We start from the raw sequence: 15,677 nt of genomic DNA on the forward strand, positions 1-15,677 counted from the left end.
GTCAGTTGAGCGGGCCGCCGGCCACGTACATGACCTGTCCGGACACGAAACCCGCGGCGTCCGCCGTGAAGAAGGCGATGGCGTTGGCCACATCCTCGGGACGGCCGACCCGGCGCACGGGGATCTGCGAGGCGGCGGCGATCTGGAAGTCCTCGAAGCCCATGCCGACGCGCTCGGCGGTGGCGGCCGTCATGTCGGTGACGATGAAGCCTGGCGCCACGGAGTTGGCGGTGATGCCGAACTTGCCGAGTTCCTTGGCAAGGGTCTTGGTGAAGCCCTGCATCCCGGCCTTGGCCGCCGCGTAGTTGGCCTGGCCGCGGTTGCCGAGCGCTGAGCTGGAGGAGAGGCTGACGATACGGCCGAACTCGGCCTCGACCATGTGGGTCTGGCAGGCGCGGGACATCAGGAACGCACCGCGCAGGTGCACGTTCATCACCGTGTCCCAGTCCGCGTCGCTCATCTTGAACAACAGGTTGTCGCGCAGCACACCGGCGTTGTTGACCAGCACGGTCGGCGCCCCGAGCTCCTCGGCGACCCGTGCGACGGCGGACTCCACCTGCGCCGAGTCGGCGACGTCGCAGCCGACCGCGATCGCCTTCCCGCCCGCGGCCGTGATCGCCTGCACGGTTTCCCCGCAGGCTGCTTCGTCGAGGTCGAGTACGGCGACCGCGCGGCCCTCGGCCGCAAGCCGGACGGCGGTGGCCGCGCCGATACCTCGGGCCGCGCCGGTCACGATCGCGACGCGCTGCTCGGTGGTGGACATGCTGGTTCTCCTCGCCTGTCAGTGGTGAGCAACCGCTTAGTAGCTACGGCAGTCGTGACGCTAGAAGGCCGGACACGCTCTGTCAACGGGTGTCAGCGCGGATGAGATTCAACGCACCAGGAGGTCGAGCAGCCGCTCCGCCTCGGCCGCCGGATCGGCAGTCAGTCCGGTGTGCACGGGACCGGGCTGCACGACGGTGCTGCGAGGTGCGATCAGCCAGCGGAAGCGCCGCCCGGCCTCGTCACCGGCGGCCTGCCCGGCGTCGGGTCCGCCCCGGCAGACCGCCTCGGCGGCACGCAGGGCGGCATGCACTCCGGCGAGGTCGGCCCCGGGGTCCAGGGCGCGCAGCCGCCGCTCGTCCAGGTGGGTGCGGGCGGCCACGAAGGAGTGCGCGCGGCAGTAGAGCACGACCCCCGCGTTGATCCGCTCGCCGCGTTCGATGCGGGGGACGACGTGCAGCAGCGCGTACTCGAACACCGTGCGAGTCACTGGATGAGTCACTGGGCGTCGCCTCCCTTCTGTCCCGGCCGCGTCTGTCCCGGCCGCGCGGTGAGCCAACCGGGGGCCTGCGAGGGCCGGTCCGCGCTGGGCGTGCCGATGGTGACGCGCTCGTGGATCGTACGGGCGCGGTCGGCCAGCACCTCGGTGTAGGCGTCGCGCAGCGCGTCGGGGGTGTCGAACCCCGGCTCGTCCAGGAGCCACGTCTCGGGGACGTCGGCGGCGCAGCGCGCCAGGAGGTCGCGGGTGACGCGGGGGGCGAGGTCGGCGGCGGCGGAGGCGACATCGGGAGCGAAGGGTGCGAGGGCGTGATCCGAGGCGTCGTACGGCTTACCGCTCGCCCCCGCGGCGGTGGGCCAGTTGTGGTGCCAGATCATGGCGGCGCCGTGGTCGATGAGCCACAGGTCGTCGTGCCACACCAGCATGTTGGGGTTGCGCCAGGACCGGTCCACGTTGTTGACGAGGGCGTCGAACCAGACGACGCGGCCCGCCTCCTGCGCACTCACCTCGAAGGCGAGGGGGTCGAAGCCCAGTGAGCCGGGGAGGAAATCCATGCCGAGGTTGAGGCCGCCGCTGGTCTTGAGCAGTTCCTGCACCTCCTCGTCCGGCTCGCTCAGTCCGATCACCGGGTCGAGTTGCACCTGCACCAGCTCCGGCACCCGCAGGCCCAGGTGCTGGGCCAGCCGCCCGCATATCACCTCGGCGACCAGGGTCTTGCGGCCCTGGCCCGCGCCGGTGAACTTGGTGACGTACGTCCCCAGGTCGTCGGCCTCCAGCAGGCCGGGCAGGGAACCGCCCTCGCGCAGGGGCGTCACATAGCGGGTGGCGGTGACTTCTGTGAGCATTTCCCCAGGTTATACGGCCGGCCCAGTTGCCTGGCGCTCCATGGAAGGCGTCCGGACGGCTCGACCCACGTCACACCGGTCTGGTTCGTCTACCCGGGCTCCAGGTGGTGGATCGGTGCGGATGACAGCTCGGTCACGGTAACTGTCGTCGTGCGCCCGCCAGGGATTACCGGGCAGCCCTCAGCAGGAGCCGCGCGTCTCCGCGGCCTTGTCCGCGCTAGGAAGCTCGTGCGTCGTGCTTCTCGCGGTTGGCGAGGACTTGGTCCATGTGGGTCTGCGCCCACTGTCTGAGCCCGCGTGTCAGGTGGTGGAGTGAGAGGCCGAGGTCAGTCAGTTCGTAGGTGACGGTGACGGGAACCGTGGGTGTCACGGTGCGGATAAGCAAGCCGTCGCGTTCGAGGGCTCGCAGGGTCTGGGTCAGCATCTTCTGGCTGACGCCGACCAGCAGCCGGGCGAGCTCGGAGTAGCGCATCATCTTCGGAACCTGTGATGCGCCGGGCTGTTCGGACGCGTCACCGCCCAGTGCGCACAGGATCAGGACGACCCACTTGTCCGACATCCGGTCGAGGAGCTGACGGCTGGGGCACACCGCCAGGAACGCGTTGTACTCCGCCTTGTTCTGCGCCTTCTTGTCGGCCTTCGTCGTCGTCACCGGTCTCGCCTCTCACTCTCTGGTTAGTTACGCACTTCAGAGTGCCTACTTCCTAATAGAAAGTTAGTTTCCAATACTGGTGCAAGGGGGCCGGAGACACCACCCCTGGCAAGAAGTGAAAGGCACCACGATGAACACGCCCTCCACACCTCTTCACGGCGGATCCTGGACGCTGGGTGACTCGACCGTCACCCGGTTCGGCTACGGCGCCATGCAGCTTGCCGGCCCGTGGGTCATGGGGCCGCCCGCCGACCGCGACGGCGCCTTGGCCGTCCTGCGCGAGGTAGTCAGCCTCGGGATCACCCACATCGACACCAGCGACGCCTACGGACCGCGCATCACGAATGAGCTGATCCGCGAAGCGCTGCACCCCTACCCGGAGCCGCTGTTCATCGCCACCAAGGTGGGCGCGACCCGCGACGCGCAAGGCGGCTGGCCCACCGCCCGGCGCCCCGAAGACCTGCGCAAGCAGGTCCATGAGAACCTCGACTCCCTCGGCGTCGAGGCCCTTGACCTGGTCAACATGCGCATGGGCGACGCTCAGGGCCCCCAACCGGGCTCGATCGCTGAAGCATTCGAGACGCTCGTCGACCTCCAGCGAGAGGGCCTGATCCGCCACCTCGGCGTCAGCAACGTCACCGCGGAGCAGGTCGCCGAGGCACGCGGCATCGCCCCGATCGTGTGCGTGCAGAACATGTACAACCTCGCCCACCGCCACGACGACGGCCTCGTGGACCACCTCGCCGCCGACGGCATCGCCTACGTGCCGTTCTTCCCCCTGGGGGGCTTCACGCCGCTGCAGTCCGCGGCCCTCTCGCAGGTCGCGAGCCGGTTGGAGGCGACGCCGATGTCGGTCGCGCTGGCCTGGCTGATGCAACACTCGCCGAACATCCTGCTCATCCCCGGTACCTCGTCCACCGCCCACCTGCGCGAGAACATCGCAGGCGCCGGGCTCTCCCTCTCCGACGAGGATGTGGCCGAACTGCACAGCATCGGCCGCTGAACAACACACACACGCCCGGGTGGCCTCCTGGGACGGCCCGGCCACCGGGACGGTGGACGGGCCGCGAGGTAGCCGGACAGGAGCAGGTTGTCGGCGCCCCTACTTGACGCGGTCGAGGAAGCCGAGCACCCGATCGTTGACCTGCTGTGCGGCCTGTTCGTCGTAGGACGGCAGACTGCTGTCGGCGAACAGGTGCCTGTCGCCGGGGTAGAGGAACAGCTCGGCATCCGCCGCCGTCCCGACGAGCGCGCGGGCGGCGTCCACATCGCCCTCCCCGGCGAAGAAGGGGTCTGTGTCCATGCCGTGGATCTGGACCGGGACGTCCTGGGGCCAGGCGCCGCCGAACTCCGAGATCGGGACGCATGCCTCGAGCAACAGTGCGCCCTTTGCGCCGGGGCGGGTCTGGGCCAGCTTCTGTGCCGGCAGGACGCCGAGCGAGAAGCCAACATAGACGAGCTCCGCGGGCAGCCCCTCGGCGGCAGCGGTTCCGCGCGCGGTGATCGTGTCGAACCCGGCGTTCTCGGCGTAGCCGGTGCCCTCCTCGAGGTTGTCGAACACCTGCCCCTCGTACAGGTCTGGGGCGTGGACGGTGTGTCCGGCCCGTCGCAGCTGCTCGGCGAACTCGCGAACACCGGCGGTCAGCCCGTGTCCATGGTGGAAGACCAGCACCTCAGTCATGTTGCTCTCCTCGTGCTGCGGTTCCCGGGTGGCGCCGCGGCACGAGTATGGCCCTCGGCACTGACATCCACGGGCCTGGGCCGGACAGGATCAGGCCGGTGGTCCCGGTTCGGTGAGGCGGACTTCGAGATCGGCGACTCGCCACTCTTGGAAGCGCAGGTTCGAGCGGGCGGCCTTCAGCCGCTCGTAGGGGTGGCGGTTGTCGGTGGTGAGTTGCCGGACGCCATCGCCCGCGCCCTGAGGGCTGTCCCGTGATCCCTGGTGGATCAGCGCGCGGCGTCAGATGCGGTGCTTCGCAAGGCGGAGGGGCGTCCTCATACTGGGCGTGTCCGGGCGTTCCGGCAACGCAGCGAGGTGCCGTAGCTGTCGTCGTGCGCCCGCCAGGGATTATGGGACAGCCCTGAGGCAACCGGCCGCTGGTCGTCCTCGCCGACGAGCCCACCGGAAACCCCGACCCGGTCAGGTGCTGCTCGCCGTCACGCTCGCGCTGGTGGCGATGTCGCCCGCACCCTCGGCGCCACACCCGGCCAGGTCGTGAGTGCACCGCGCCACGGTGACCACCGGCTCACCGGACCGCCGCTGTGACGTGGACCACTGTCCGGGTGCTTCGGGTCAGGCATGCGCGATCATGATCGGAATGGACGCTTGTTTCCTTGGCATCGCTGAGCTGGTCGAAGCCCCGTCCGTGGCGGTGGTCGTCGATGTGATGCGTGCTTTCACGGTGGCTGCCTGGGCCTTTGCCCAGGGGGCGGAAAAGATCGTTCTTGCTGAGTCGCTGGAGGAGGCCCTGGCGCTCACGGCTCGCCACCCGGACTGGGTGGCGCTCAAAGACGGTCCGCCCGCGCCCGGGTTCGCCATGGTCAACTCGCCCGGCCTGCTGCGTTCTGTCGACCTTGGCGGACGGACCGTTGTGCAGAAGACGACGGCCGGGACGGTCGGCGCCCTCGCGGTCAAAGAGGCGTCGTTGGTGCTCTGCGCCGGCTTCGTGGTGGCGGAGGCAACGGCTCGGCTCCTGCGGACGCGCAAGAGTGACAGTGTCACGTTCGTGGTCACTGGCGACGAGGGGCGGGCCGAGGAAGATCTGGCGTGTGCTCAGTACATCGCTCGGAGGGCCACCACCGAGGCTGGGACGGACGCTGCTGAGTTCGTCCGCCGCGCTGCAGAGTCGCGCGCCGCCGCCGAGTTGGCGGAGGGTGTGCGTCAAGGAGTGCATTCTGACGACGTCGCACTCTGTCTTGAGGTCGACCGGTTCCCCTTTGCCATGGTGGCGACCTCGGAAGGGCCACTCATGGTCCTCCGTCCGCGCACCGTGCTTCCGCCGACCGACGAAGCTCCGGTCTGACCGCTGAGTGGCTCCGAGGTGCTCGCCCGGTCGGCGTTCTTCACCCGGTCCTGACATCCGTGGGCCGGCTCGCCTCGCCGGCCGGGCGCCTGGTACGCCGGGCGGCGGTGAGCACGATGGCCAGGGCGCACGCCTCCAGGACGGCCCCGGCCCAGGGCAGCGCGGTGGCGGAGAAGCTGCTGAGCACGATTCCGCCGGCTGCCCCTCCCAGCGCCACTCCAAGGTAGGAGGAGGAGCTGCTCACCGACAGGGCGATCGCGGGGGCTTCGGGGGCCCGTTCCATCACCCGCTGGAGCTGCGACGGAGGGATCATCCAGTACAGGCCGCTCCAGACCATGGCGATCAGCAGGAAGGCCACCGTGGTCGGCGCCGCTCCGAACGGGAGGGTGACGGCGACGAGACCCAGTACGGCGAAGGATCCGGTCACCCCGATCACTCCGGCACGGAAGGCGTAGTCGCCGCCGCGGCGGTCGGCGGCCTTACCGCCCCACACGTTGCCCACCCCGCCGGCCACACCCCAGGCGAACAGCACCGCTCCCACGGCGGCGCCGCTCAACGGGGTGACCTCCGAGGTCAGTACCGCGAGATAGGTGAACACGACAAAGCACCCGGCAACAGCGAACAGATTCGCCACGACGGCGACCAGCACCGACGGTTCGGCGGCGACCCGCAGCCGGCTCGCCATAGTGATCGCCGGAGGTGTGGGGATGTCGGTCAGGAACGCGACAAGCCCCACGATGACCAGGACGCTCAACGCGGCCACCAGGCCGAAGGTCAGCCGCCAGCTGCCCAGCCCGCCCACCATGGTGCCGATCGGCACTCCCAGTGCGGTGGCCACCGTCAGACCGCTGATGACCAGCGCCACCGCGCGGCCGCGGAACTCCTCGCCCACCAGCGCGGACGCCGTGGCGACCGCGGTGTTCATATAGACGGCGGCGCCCACTCCGGCCAGCACCCGGGCCGCCATCAGCACGGCGTAGTCCGAGGCGACCGCGCAGGCCACGTTGGCCAGGAGGAACAGCGTGAGCGACAGATACAGCATGACGCGCCGTGACACGTTGGCCGTCACCGTCATCAGCACCGGGGCGCTGATCGCGTAGGTGAGCGCGAAGGCGGTGACCAACTGGCCCGCGACCGAGTCGGAGACGCCGATGTCCGAGGCGATGAGCGGGAGGATGCCGCTGAGCACATAGCCGTCCGTGCCCACCGCGAAGGCGCCGCAGGCCAGCAGCAGCAGTGTCGGTCTGTTCGGCATCCTCGTCATTCTGGTCGGCGGTGTAGGGGCTTGAGGCTTGCTCACAGTACTGCGCAGCCGTCCGGCCTCCTGCGGGGTCGGGCCGCGCGGTGGCGTGCGGCCTCGGCGAACTCCCGGAACAGGTTCCTGTCCGGACCGACTTCGGGATGTCCTTGCATGCCCAGCACGAACCGCCGGTCCGGCAGGCTGAGCGACTCGATCACACCGTCCTTGCTCCAGCCGGTGTCCCGCACCCCCTTGCCGAGCCTCTCCACCCCCTGATGGTGGTAGCAGGGCAGGACCGCCTGCTCTCCGAGGACCGAGCCCGGCAGCTGGCAGGGGTCGAGAAACACCAGGTTCTTCCGGAACTCCGGCTCTGCGCTCTGGTGGTTGTCGTGCTGCACCACATCGGGCAGATGCTGCTGGAGCGTCCCGCCGAGCAGGACATTGATGATCTGCATACCCCGGCAGACGCCGAACACCGCGAGATCCTCCTCCAAGGCGACCTCCAGCAGGGCGAATTCCCAGGTGTCGCGCTCGGGCGTGACGCCAGACGTGTGCGGTGAGGGGTCCGTGCCGTAGCGGGCCGGGTCGATGTCGGCGCCGCCGACCAGCAGCAGGCCGTCGAGCCCCGCCGTGACCGCTGCGGCCTCGGCCGCCGCCCCGAACGGGGGCAGCAGGACCGGCGTGCCGCCGGCGTCCGCGACGGCGTTGAGGAAGTCGGTCGGCACCAGCGACGCGTGCCGGTGCCAGCCGCGCCAGGACGCCTGTTCCTGGTACGTGGTGATTCCGATGATGGGTTTGATGACGCACTCCCTCACTCCAGGGGTACCGGAACCCAGGACGACTCGTGTCGGGCAGAGCCGATGTGCGGGCAGCACTCCGCGGCCGCCGGAGCGGCCGGCAGGACGGGTTGCGCTCTCTGGGCCGCTTCCCGGACGAGGGCTGCCATCCCGGGAGGGGCGTAAGCGGAGATCACGCGGGCTTCCGGCTCCACAGCGCGCAGATCCGCATGTTGGCCTCGATCGGCCCCTTCTCCAGGTCGGCGCGGAGTGCGGTGAGCCCCTCCTCGAAGTCCTGTTCCGAAATCAGATGGAGTACGGAGAACGCCTTCTGGCTGTAGCTGGCGGCGTCGGTGAGTTCGTAGAAGCTCTCCAGCACCCGCTCGTGCTCCGTGCTGAACCCGGCGGCGCGCTGGCTTGCAGCCAGCGCCGGGACCGGGTGGTACCGGGCCAGCTCGGCGTCGACGGTGGCGGGGAAGTAGCGCGCGACCGGGACGCGGTTGCGGATGATCCACTCCGAGTCCGTCGCCGTGCAGAGCAGGCCGCCGGGCTTGAGCGCCCGGAACGCGCGGGAGAAGTAGGGGCCCGGGTCCGGGAGATGATGGATGACGTCGATGGAGAAGATCAGGTCGAAACTCTCTTCGGGGAAGTCGAGCTCTTCGGCGCGCCCGCGCAGCAGCTCCAGCTCGGCCGGGTGGTCGGCGGCGGCGTGGAGCATCTCGGCGGACGGGTCCACCCCGACGGCGCGGGATCCTGTCTCCTGCTGGACTCCCGCCAGATGGTTGGCCGTGCCGCACCCCACCTCCAGCACCCGGGAGCTACTGGTCAGCCCCGCGTACTCGATGAGGTGCTCCACGAGCCCGGAGTAGGGGCGGCGGTGCCGCGCATACTCGGCAGCGTGCTGGTCGTAGTCCACGGTGGTCATGTGCACCCCTCCTGCAGTGAGTTCTTCTCGTACACGGTCCTGGCGCGCTCCACATACCAGAGCATGTACGCGTAGGTGGCGAGCCAGGCGTACCGGGTGCGCATGGAGTGCTCGTACTTCAGCCACCCGCCCAGGGAACTGGCCGCCCCCAGGTAGAGGCGGCACCGCACCCGTTCGGGCGGCTCGTCCCCGGGACTGCACGTGATCAGCTGCCGCTCCACCGCCAGCAGTTCGTCGGAGAACCGCAGCGGGAGACGCAGCGAGCTGAGGTCGTGCGGTCCGCCCCCGGCGCGGACGGCGACATCGGTCGCGAAGAGACGCTCCGCCGTTCCGCTGTGCGCGGCCTCCAGCACCGCGGCCATCGGAAGCAGTCCGTGCAGCAGTGTGGCCAGGTCGAAGACCGGATCGCCGTATCCGACGTCAGGCCGGTCCCGCCCCTCCCAAAGGGTGCGCGGGTCGATGAGGACCGGACCTCCGCCGGTCCGCCGGAGCATGTTCGTCAGATTGACGTCCCCGTGGGCGCTGCTACCACTGCGCGGCAGCAGCGACGGCGTGGCCAGGTTGAGCCATTCGGACGCCTCGGTGTATCCGCGCAGCTTCACCCCGTCGGGCAGCAGGACGTCGGCGCCGAGCGCCTCGTCCAGGTCGGCGTCCGGGAAGAACGCGTGGAAGGTGGAGCGGAACGCCGGGAAGTCGCGCAGCGCGTGAAAGCGTTCGCGGTAGAGGTAGTCCCCGACGGTGGGCTGCCGGGGGGTGGCGGTGAGGCGGTACCAGCTGCTCAGCTGGTCGAGGTAGGGCATGAGGGTGCCGACCGCGTCCGCGCGTAACTTGGTCCGCGCGGCATCCTCGAACAGCTGGTCGGTGAGGTCTGCGGGGCCTGCGGCCTCCATGAGGCTCGCTGCCTGGCTGCCCTCGGTGTGTATGCCGTAGAGCCTCGGGAACAGCGGCTCACACCCGGCCCGGGTGAGTTCGTCGTTGGTCCGGCTGACGAACTGCCGCTCGGGTTCGATGACATCCAGGCCGCCGATCTTCGCCACGATCTCCTTGCCGGCGTTGAACTGGATCACACCGGTGGAGTCGGAGCCGGGGCGGTGGGTCCTGGTGAACACGGGCTCCGGCAGCGTCGCCGCGGCCCAGGTGCGCAGGCGGGCCGCTTCGACAACTTCACCGACCGCGGCGAAGTCCCGCTCCTCGTCCCCGCCGTCCGGCTCCCCCGAACGGTCCAGGCACCAGCCGTGCAGCGTGCTGCCCAGGAGGTAGACGGTGCTCCGGGACAGCCCTTCGGCCTCCGCGAGCGAGGTGACCCCGACTCCGAAGGGCCGGAGGCGCTCAGCGAGCCGGGTGGCGAGCCGGGCACCGTGGAAGGGCTCCACGACCACGAGCGTCGGCCGCACGGTGTCCAGCGCCGGGTCGCTGTTCCTGAGACTGGCGTAGAGCGCCGCCAGTTCGGCCGCGGAGGCGGGCCTGCCCTCCGTCATGAATAACCCGGAAGAGGTTTCGCCCACGACTCTTCCCTTTCACCTGAAATTCACGTGATCGACCGGCTGATGCTAACCGTGACGGCCCGGCACTGGCTATATCGACGCACCGCGACTCTCGCATCAGGAACCTCACTGGTCCCAGCTGGCACACGTTTACCAGGAGCAACAATTCACACTCCACAGTTGTGATGTACGCCACAATGTGCGAGATGATTCTCCTTCGGCAATTCACCTCGGCCTGGCTCCCATGCATGGTCGGACCAGCGCCACCGGCCACATCCACTTCGGCGTCCGCTTCGCCATCCGGGTGCCCTCGGGCTCCACTTCGGCCAGTCCCCACGGCGTGGAGGTCGCCGACTTCGGAGCGGACTCCCCCCGACACACCGGAAGAACCGTTTCGGCGGGGCGGCGAAAGACCCGCATGCGCCGCATGCACCACATGCGGCGCTCCTGCCCCGTACTCTGAGGGCAGCCCTGGAGCGTTCACCGGCAGCGGGGCACCGCAGCCGGACGAGGACACGGTTTCGGACTGGGAGCACAATGAATACTTCGCCGCGTACTGACGCACTCCGCACCCGGGTTGTGCGTACCGTCGAGGAACTGTCGCCGCAGACAGCCGATCTGGCCTCCCGAGCGGGTGTCTCGGAGTTCTACTACGGGCACGAATTCCTGCGCGCGTACGAGAGGGAACCCATCCAGCCGGTGCGGGAGGTGCACTACATCGAGGTACTGGACTCCGCCGACCGCCTTCTCGCACTCACCCCCTGCTATGTCCAGGGCGATCCACTCCGGGCGTTAGGTCTGGCCGACGGGGAGCTCGCTCTGCTGAGCCACGTCTGGCACTGCTCCGACACCCAACTCGCGAGCACCAGCGCCACGCCGGAGCTGGCCGGCCAGGTGGTGGCGGCCATGCGGAAGGTCGCGGCGACGGCCGGACTCGCCCGCTGCGGCTTCATCAACGTACCGGGCGGGACGGCGACCGCGCGGGCGCTGGAGGGAACGGGCCTCACCGGCAAGAGCCTGGACACCCGGTACACAGTGGACCTCGCAGCCATGGGCGACTGGGAGGGCTATCTGGCCTCCCTGACCTCAAAGACCCGCAGGGAGTTCCGACGCCATCTGCGCCGGGCAGAGGAGTGCGGCGTGCGGATCACCGACCGTGCCCCGGACGACTACGAGGCCCCGGAGAGCCTGCGGATCCTCGAAGTGCTCATGGAGAACGTCGGCTCCACGGGCTACTACAGCAAGGAACGCTTCTCAGCGTTCCTGCCCTATACGCGGACGGGAGTCCGCATCGTCGAAGTGGTGCTGGACGGCGAAATCCTCGCGAAGGCGATCATGTTCATCGAGGCGGCCAAGATCCACGCCTGGGCGGGCGGTTATGACAAGCACAGCGACAAGCGCAAGGGGCTCACCTTCAGTTCCTACTCCTGTCTGATGGCGGGAATGCTGCAGCTGGGCTTCCAGGCCGGTGTGGCGACCTTCGAGGGCGGACGGCGCAACGGCGCCTACAAGGAGCGCTTCGGGATGCGCCCCAAGGAACTCGACGCCTACATGTTCGACGCGTGAAGGCTTACCGCCACCGGGGCGCCTTCAGCTGTGCCGGCGGCCGGGGAGGTGCGGGTAGGTCTCCGTGAGCTTCTGGCGGAATCCGCGGACGGCGATGCCCGTGCGGTCCGGACAGGCGAGGCGGGCGGCGAGGGCGTAGGGCACACCGGGGCCCATGGTGGCGAGGGTGCCGGAGAGCGACGCCCATATTCTGCTGCACCCCGTTACTGCCGCACGCCAAGAGGCGGAGGCGGAACGGGTACCGGCTCGACCCTGCCTGCGCGCCGCCTCGTCACGCCTGGTCCGGTTCCCGCAAGGCGTCGAGCACCTCCTCGTCGGAGACTTGGCGGAAGTCGGCGTACCACTCGCCCACGGATCTCAGGGACTGCGGCTGGTGCAGGCTTACGACGTCATCGGCCTCCTTCCCCAGTGCGGCGGCCATGTCCGGGATGCAGACCGGCACCGCCAGCGTGAGGCGGTGCGGCTCGCGCGAGCGCAGATGCCGCAGGGCCGCGCGGGCGGTGATCCCCGTGGCCAGCCCGTCGTCCACGAGCATCACGCTGCGACCGCGGATGCCGTACGGGGGGCGCCCCGCGCGGTACACCTGCTCCCGCCGGTGCAGCTCGGCACGCTCCCGGGTCACCTCGGAGTCGAGCCCCTCCTCCGACAGGTGCAGCGCTGCCAGGCCGGCGCGGTCGTACAGCGGCGGGTCGTCACCGACGATCGCCCCGATACCCACCTCGGGAGCACCGGGGACCCCGATCTTGCGGACGACGAGGATGTCCAGCGGCATCTTCAGCACCCGGGCGATCTCGGCACCGACCGGGACTCCCCCACGCGGCAGCGCCACTACCGTGACGTCGGCGAGATCACGGCTCTTCGCCCACTCGTCGAGCCGGAGAGCGAGTTCCCGGCCCGCCTGCCGACGGTTCTCAAAGCGCACGACCGGCTCCTTCTCCCAGGTTGTCGTACCCGCCGGGTACCGCCAACAGGACGAGCCATGCGCCGAAGCTCTCGCCGGCGTGCGACTACCGGACGGCCGTGGGAGCGAGGCCGAGGCCGGCCAGCACCGCCGTGCCGGCGGCGGCATGGGCGTTCCCGGCGAGTAGCAGCGTGCGCGCCGACTGGTAGCGGCAGCCTGCCGCGTCGAACGCCGCTGCGGCGGCAAGCTGCCGCGTCAGGTCGCCGTCCAGCAGCGCCTCCGCCCGGTCCAGCTGGGCGGTGGCGACCGGGTTGCCGGCGACCACGCTCCGGGTGGCGGCGAGCCGCTCCGGGGCGTCCGGGTGCCCGGCGAGCACCGAAGCCTCCGCCCGGAGCGTCACATACCAGTGCAGCCAGATCCAGGAGACCCACTTCCACACCTGCTCCGGCTCCGGTGCGAGCCGCTCCAGGGCCGCTTCCGCGTCCCCCTGATGGAGCAGGACCATGGCGTCGAAGACCGCACCGTAGCCATGGCGGTGCTCCGCTGCGGTGCCCGCTTGGTCGACGACCGTGAGCCAGGTCGCGCGGGCGTCGTGGTCGCCGCGCAGGCCGTGGATCATGGCGACCGACGCGGCGGCCGGGCCGAGCGAGAACGACCGCTGCCGGCCGCTCTGCTCCCACGCGTCGAGGAATTTCCCGCTGCCTGTGAGTACGGCTCCGGCATCGCCCGCGAACGCGTCCGCGATCAGGAGCCAGGACGTGGCGTGGTGACCCGCCTCCGCAAACAGCGGGTGGTCGGCGAGCTGCCTGCCCCACCGGTGGGCCTGCGGCAGATCACCCACGCCGAGTGCGGTACCGGCGGCCATGGCGAGGGCGTCCATCCATTCGTGCGTACGGGCGGGGGTGCGCGGTACCGAGGCCAGGATATCGATCCGGCGCCGGGCGGCAGCGGCGGCGGCGAAGGGCTCTCCGGTCCAGCTCCGGGCGCCGGAGAGCGCGTCGAGGGCGGCGGACTCGGCCACCGGGTCTTCCGCCCGCCGGGCGAGTGCGACGGCCCGTTCAGCGCACTCGACGGTCTCCTGGAGCGTGTTCTCCGAAGCTCCCTGGACCGCGCCGAAGGCATCGGAGACCACCGCCGCCTCGGCCAGCGCGACAGCCGCTTCGGCAGCAGGGCCGGCAGTCGGGTCGCCGTCGCCGGACAGCTCCCGCGCTGCCGCGAGCACGGCGGCCACCTCCGCCACGGCGGGTATCCGTGTGAACTCACTGGAGAAGCGGTACGCGACGGTGGCGGCGGCCGCCAGGTCGCGGCCGGCCCCGGCGTTGTCGCCGGCCCGGCGGGCGGCCTCTCCGGCGGCACGGTGCAGGCGGAACATGTCGTCGCCGTGCCTGCGGCAGCCGGCCACCCCGGCGGCCTCCCGCAGCGCCGCGGCAGCGGCGGCGTCACCGGCGAGCGCGGCCGCCTGCTCGAACCGCTCCTGTGCCTCACCGAGAAGGTTGCGGGTGAAGGTCAGCTCGGCCAGGGACAGGGCGAGACGGCAGGCGTCGGCCCGCTGCTCCGGCTGGTCGGCGGCCCAGGTGAGGGCAGCACGCAGGTCCTCTGCCCTCGCGTCGAACCGGGCGCGCCAGTCCGGGCCCTCGGCCCCCTTGAGGAGGGTCGCGTCTGCCAGGCACCAGCTCATGTGGCGAGAGCGGACATCCGTCAGCTCACCGGCGTCGGCGAGCCGCTCCCTCCCGTACTGGCGGATGGTCTCCAGCGCCTGGTACCGGGTGCCGGTCGCGGAGGGTGCCGCGGTGAGCAGGCTCTGTTCGGCGAGTCTTCCGAGCCCGTCGGCGACCGCGGCCGGATCCAGTGGGGCGAACCCGGCCACCGCGGTGGCCGCCTCCGCGGTGAAGGGCATCACGAACACGGAAATCCGGCGCAGCAGCGCCCGATCCTGCGACTCCAGCAGGTCATGGCTCCAGTCCAGCACCGCCCGCACCGACCGGTGCCTGTCGTCCGCGCGGGGTCCGCCGGCGAGGATCCGCAGCGGGTCGGAGAGGCTGGCCGTGAGACCGTCCAGGCCGAGCGTGGGCCACCGTGCCGCCGCCAGTTCGATCGCCAGCGCCATGCCGTCCAGCCGCTCGCAGACTGCCGCGATGCGGTCACGTACCGCCGGTTCCGGCGGACGGCCGGCCGCCGCCGCCCGTTCCATGAACAGGGTGACGGCCTCCGACTCGCTGCCGTCCGCCCAGGACAGCGGCGGGACCGGGAAGGCCCACTCGAACGGCACCATCAGCCGGGCCCGGCTCGTCGCCAGCACCCGCAGCCGCGGGCAGGCCACCAGCAGCCGTTCCAGGAACGGCGCCACCCCGTCGCGCACCTGCTCGCAGTTGTCCCACACCAGGAGCGCCTCGCGGTCCGCCAGCGCGGCCAGCACCGCCTCGTCGATACCGCGCCCGGGCTGCTCGCCCACGCCCACGGCCGTTGCGACAGCCGCCCCCACACGCCCCGGATCGGTGAGCGGGGCCAGGTCGACGAACCACACACCGTCGGCGAACTCGCCGGCCGCCTCCGCTGCCACCGCGAGCGCGAGCCGGGTCTTCCCCACCCCGCCGGGGCCGACCACGGTCACCTGTCGGCGTGCCTTCACCGCGTCGGCCAGCTCCCCGCGCTCACGCACCCGGCCGATGAACGCCGTCAAAGGTGCGGGGAGGGCGGATACCGGGCGTGACTGCTCAGCACGGGCGGACTCGGCCGCGCGCCGGGAGAGCGCCCGCCGGTCCGGCACCTCCAACTTGCGCAGCAGTGCGGAGACGTGCGACTCGACTGTGCGTACGGAGATGAACAGCCGCGCGGCGATCTCCGCGTTGCTGAGGTGCTCCCCGAGCAGCGCGAGCACATCGGCTTCCCGAGCTGAGATCTTGGAAGTGGACACCGAGCCATTATCCGTGGTGGCTTCCGTGGTCGGCACGGAGGCGGACCGGACCGGGCCGGGAGAGGCTGGTGCCAACAGCGATCGAGCAAC

Annotated in this window: 15 protein-coding genes; 3 read left to right on the top strand and 12 right to left on the bottom strand. The window is 70.4% G+C overall.

The features are described 5' to 3' along the window. Position 1 precedes the first annotated feature (1 nt). The 4 genes from fabG to LHJ74_RS29635 form a co-directional block, all read right to left on the bottom strand. A complete protein-coding gene (fabG, locus tag LHJ74_RS29620; RefSeq protein ID WP_260221307.1) occupies positions 2–763 on the bottom strand; it encodes a 3-oxoacyl-ACP reductase FabG in 762 nt (253 codons plus the stop codon). A 108-nt stretch (positions 764–871) separates the two neighbouring features. Then, positions 872–1,264: a DUF3037 domain-containing protein gene (locus tag LHJ74_RS29625; RefSeq protein WP_260221308.1), complete on the bottom strand. Its 393-nt coding sequence runs from the start codon at positions 1,262–1,264 to the stop codon at positions 872–874. Then, the gene (locus LHJ74_RS29630; protein ID WP_260221309.1) at positions 1,261–2,106 is read right to left on the bottom strand and encodes a HipA family kinase; all 846 of its coding nucleotides are present in this window, start codon (positions 2,104–2,106) and stop codon (positions 1,261–1,263) included. Before LHJ74_RS29630 ends, LHJ74_RS29625 begins: the two co-directional genes overlap by 4 nt. 217 nt (positions 2,107–2,323) lie before the next feature. After that, positions 2,324–2,758, bottom strand: coding sequence for a winged helix-turn-helix transcriptional regulator (locus tag LHJ74_RS29635; RefSeq protein ID WP_260221310.1), 435 nt, complete (start codon positions 2,756–2,758; stop codon positions 2,324–2,326). Positions 2,759–2,888: 130 nt separating this feature from the next. Between LHJ74_RS29635 and LHJ74_RS29640 the strand changes: the two genes are divergently transcribed. Next, a complete protein-coding gene (locus LHJ74_RS29640; RefSeq protein WP_260221311.1) occupies positions 2,889–3,761 on the top strand; it encodes an aldo/keto reductase family oxidoreductase in 873 nt (290 codons plus the stop codon). A 99-nt stretch (positions 3,762–3,860) separates the two neighbouring features. On the opposite strand, the gene LHJ74_RS29645 is transcribed toward LHJ74_RS29640, so the two are convergent. After that, positions 3,861–4,439, bottom strand: a complete 579-nt coding sequence (locus tag LHJ74_RS29645; protein ID WP_260221312.1) for a dienelactone hydrolase family protein — start codon at positions 4,437–4,439, stop codon at positions 3,861–3,863. Positions 4,440–5,076: 637 nt separating this feature from the next. On the opposite strand from LHJ74_RS29645, the gene LHJ74_RS29650 reads away from it, so the two are divergent. Next, a complete protein-coding gene (locus LHJ74_RS29650; RefSeq protein WP_311203369.1) occupies positions 5,077–5,781 on the top strand; it encodes a 2-phosphosulfolactate phosphatase in 705 nt (234 codons plus the stop codon). A gap of 40 nt (positions 5,782–5,821) precedes the next feature. Here the strand turns inward: LHJ74_RS29650 and LHJ74_RS29655 are convergent, their stop codons facing one another. The 4 genes from LHJ74_RS29655 to LHJ74_RS29670 all read right to left on the bottom strand — a co-directional run bounded on the left by LHJ74_RS29655 (position 5,822) and on the right by LHJ74_RS29670 (position 10,200). Further along, entirely contained in the window at positions 5,822–7,036 is a 1,215-nt protein-coding gene (locus LHJ74_RS29655; RefSeq protein ID WP_260221314.1) for an MFS transporter, read from the bottom strand. Positions 7,037–7,077: 41 nt separating this feature from the next. After that, positions 7,078–7,836: a gamma-glutamyl-gamma-aminobutyrate hydrolase family protein gene (locus tag LHJ74_RS29660; protein ID WP_260221315.1), complete on the bottom strand. Its 759-nt coding sequence runs from the start codon at positions 7,834–7,836 to the stop codon at positions 7,078–7,080. A gap of 154 nt (positions 7,837–7,990) precedes the next feature. Then, positions 7,991–8,722 (bottom strand): class I SAM-dependent methyltransferase, encoded by a 732-nt coding sequence (locus LHJ74_RS29665; protein ID WP_260221316.1) that lies wholly within the window; start codon positions 8,720–8,722, stop codon positions 7,991–7,993. After that, a complete protein-coding gene (locus tag LHJ74_RS29670) occupies positions 8,719–10,200 on the bottom strand; it encodes a phosphotransferase (RefSeq protein ID WP_260221317.1) in 1,482 nt (493 codons plus the stop codon). Before LHJ74_RS29670 ends, LHJ74_RS29665 begins: the two co-directional genes overlap by 4 nt. Before the next feature lie 543 nt (positions 10,201–10,743). Here LHJ74_RS29670 and LHJ74_RS29675 point away from each other — a divergent pair. Further along, entirely contained in the window at positions 10,744–11,772 is a 1,029-nt protein-coding gene (locus LHJ74_RS29675; RefSeq protein WP_260221318.1) for a GNAT family N-acetyltransferase, read from the top strand. Between the two features lie 24 nt (positions 11,773–11,796). On the opposite strand, the gene LHJ74_RS29680 is transcribed toward LHJ74_RS29675, so the two are convergent. The 3 genes from LHJ74_RS29680 to LHJ74_RS29690 all read right to left on the bottom strand — a co-directional run bounded on the left by LHJ74_RS29680 (position 11,797) and on the right by LHJ74_RS29690 (position 15,587). Then, on the bottom strand, positions 11,797–11,928 hold the full coding sequence (locus tag LHJ74_RS29680) for a hypothetical protein (RefSeq protein WP_260221319.1): 132 nt from the start codon (positions 11,926–11,928) through the stop codon (positions 11,797–11,799). Between the two features lie 115 nt (positions 11,929–12,043). After that, positions 12,044–12,694 carry a phosphoribosyltransferase gene (locus LHJ74_RS29685; RefSeq protein WP_260221320.1) on the bottom strand — a complete coding sequence of 217 codons (651 nt, stop codon included), beginning with the start codon at positions 12,692–12,694 and terminating at the stop codon, positions 12,044–12,046. 85 nt (positions 12,695–12,779) lie between these two features. Continuing rightward, positions 12,780–15,587, bottom strand: a complete 2,808-nt coding sequence (locus LHJ74_RS29690; RefSeq protein ID WP_260221321.1) for an ATP-binding protein — start codon at positions 15,585–15,587, stop codon at positions 12,780–12,782. Between the last annotated feature and the right edge of the window lie 90 nt (positions 15,588–15,677).

The organism is Streptomyces gossypii (assembly GCF_025165795.1).
Classification (GTDB): Bacteria; Actinomycetota; Actinomycetes; order Streptomycetales; family Streptomycetaceae; genus Streptomyces; species Streptomyces gossypii.

Bases quoted from the DNA above. Each gene is read 5' to 3' on its own strand.
- fabG (WP_260221307.1), bottom strand. From the start codon at position 763: ATGTCCACCACCGAGCAGCGCGTCGCGATCGTGACCGGCGCGGCCCGA.
- LHJ74_RS29630 (WP_260221309.1), bottom strand. From the start codon at position 2,106: ATGCTCACAGAAGTCACCGCCACCCGCTATGTGACGCCCCTGCGCGAG.
- LHJ74_RS29640 (WP_260221311.1), top strand. From the start codon at position 2,889: ATGAACACGCCCTCCACACCTCTTCACGGCGGATCCTGGACGCTGGGT.
- LHJ74_RS29645 (WP_260221312.1), bottom strand. From the start codon at position 4,439: ATGACTGAGGTGCTGGTCTTCCACCATGGACACGGGCTGACCGCCGGT.
- LHJ74_RS29650 (WP_311203369.1), top strand. From the start codon at position 5,077: ATGGACGCTTGTTTCCTTGGCATCGCTGAGCTGGTCGAAGCCCCGTCC.
- LHJ74_RS29655 (WP_260221314.1), bottom strand. From the start codon at position 7,036: ATGCCGAACAGACCGACACTGCTGCTGCTGGCCTGCGGCGCCTTCGCG.
- LHJ74_RS29665 (WP_260221316.1), bottom strand. From the start codon at position 8,722: ATGACCACCGTGGACTACGACCAGCACGCTGCCGAGTATGCGCGGCAC.
- LHJ74_RS29670 (WP_260221317.1), bottom strand. From the start codon at position 10,200: ATGACGGAGGGCAGGCCCGCCTCCGCGGCCGAACTGGCGGCGCTCTAC.
- LHJ74_RS29675 (WP_260221318.1), top strand. From the start codon at position 10,744: ATGAATACTTCGCCGCGTACTGACGCACTCCGCACCCGGGTTGTGCGT.
- LHJ74_RS29680 (WP_260221319.1), bottom strand. From the start codon at position 11,928: ATGGGCCCCGGTGTGCCCTACGCCCTCGCCGCCCGCCTCGCCTGTCCG.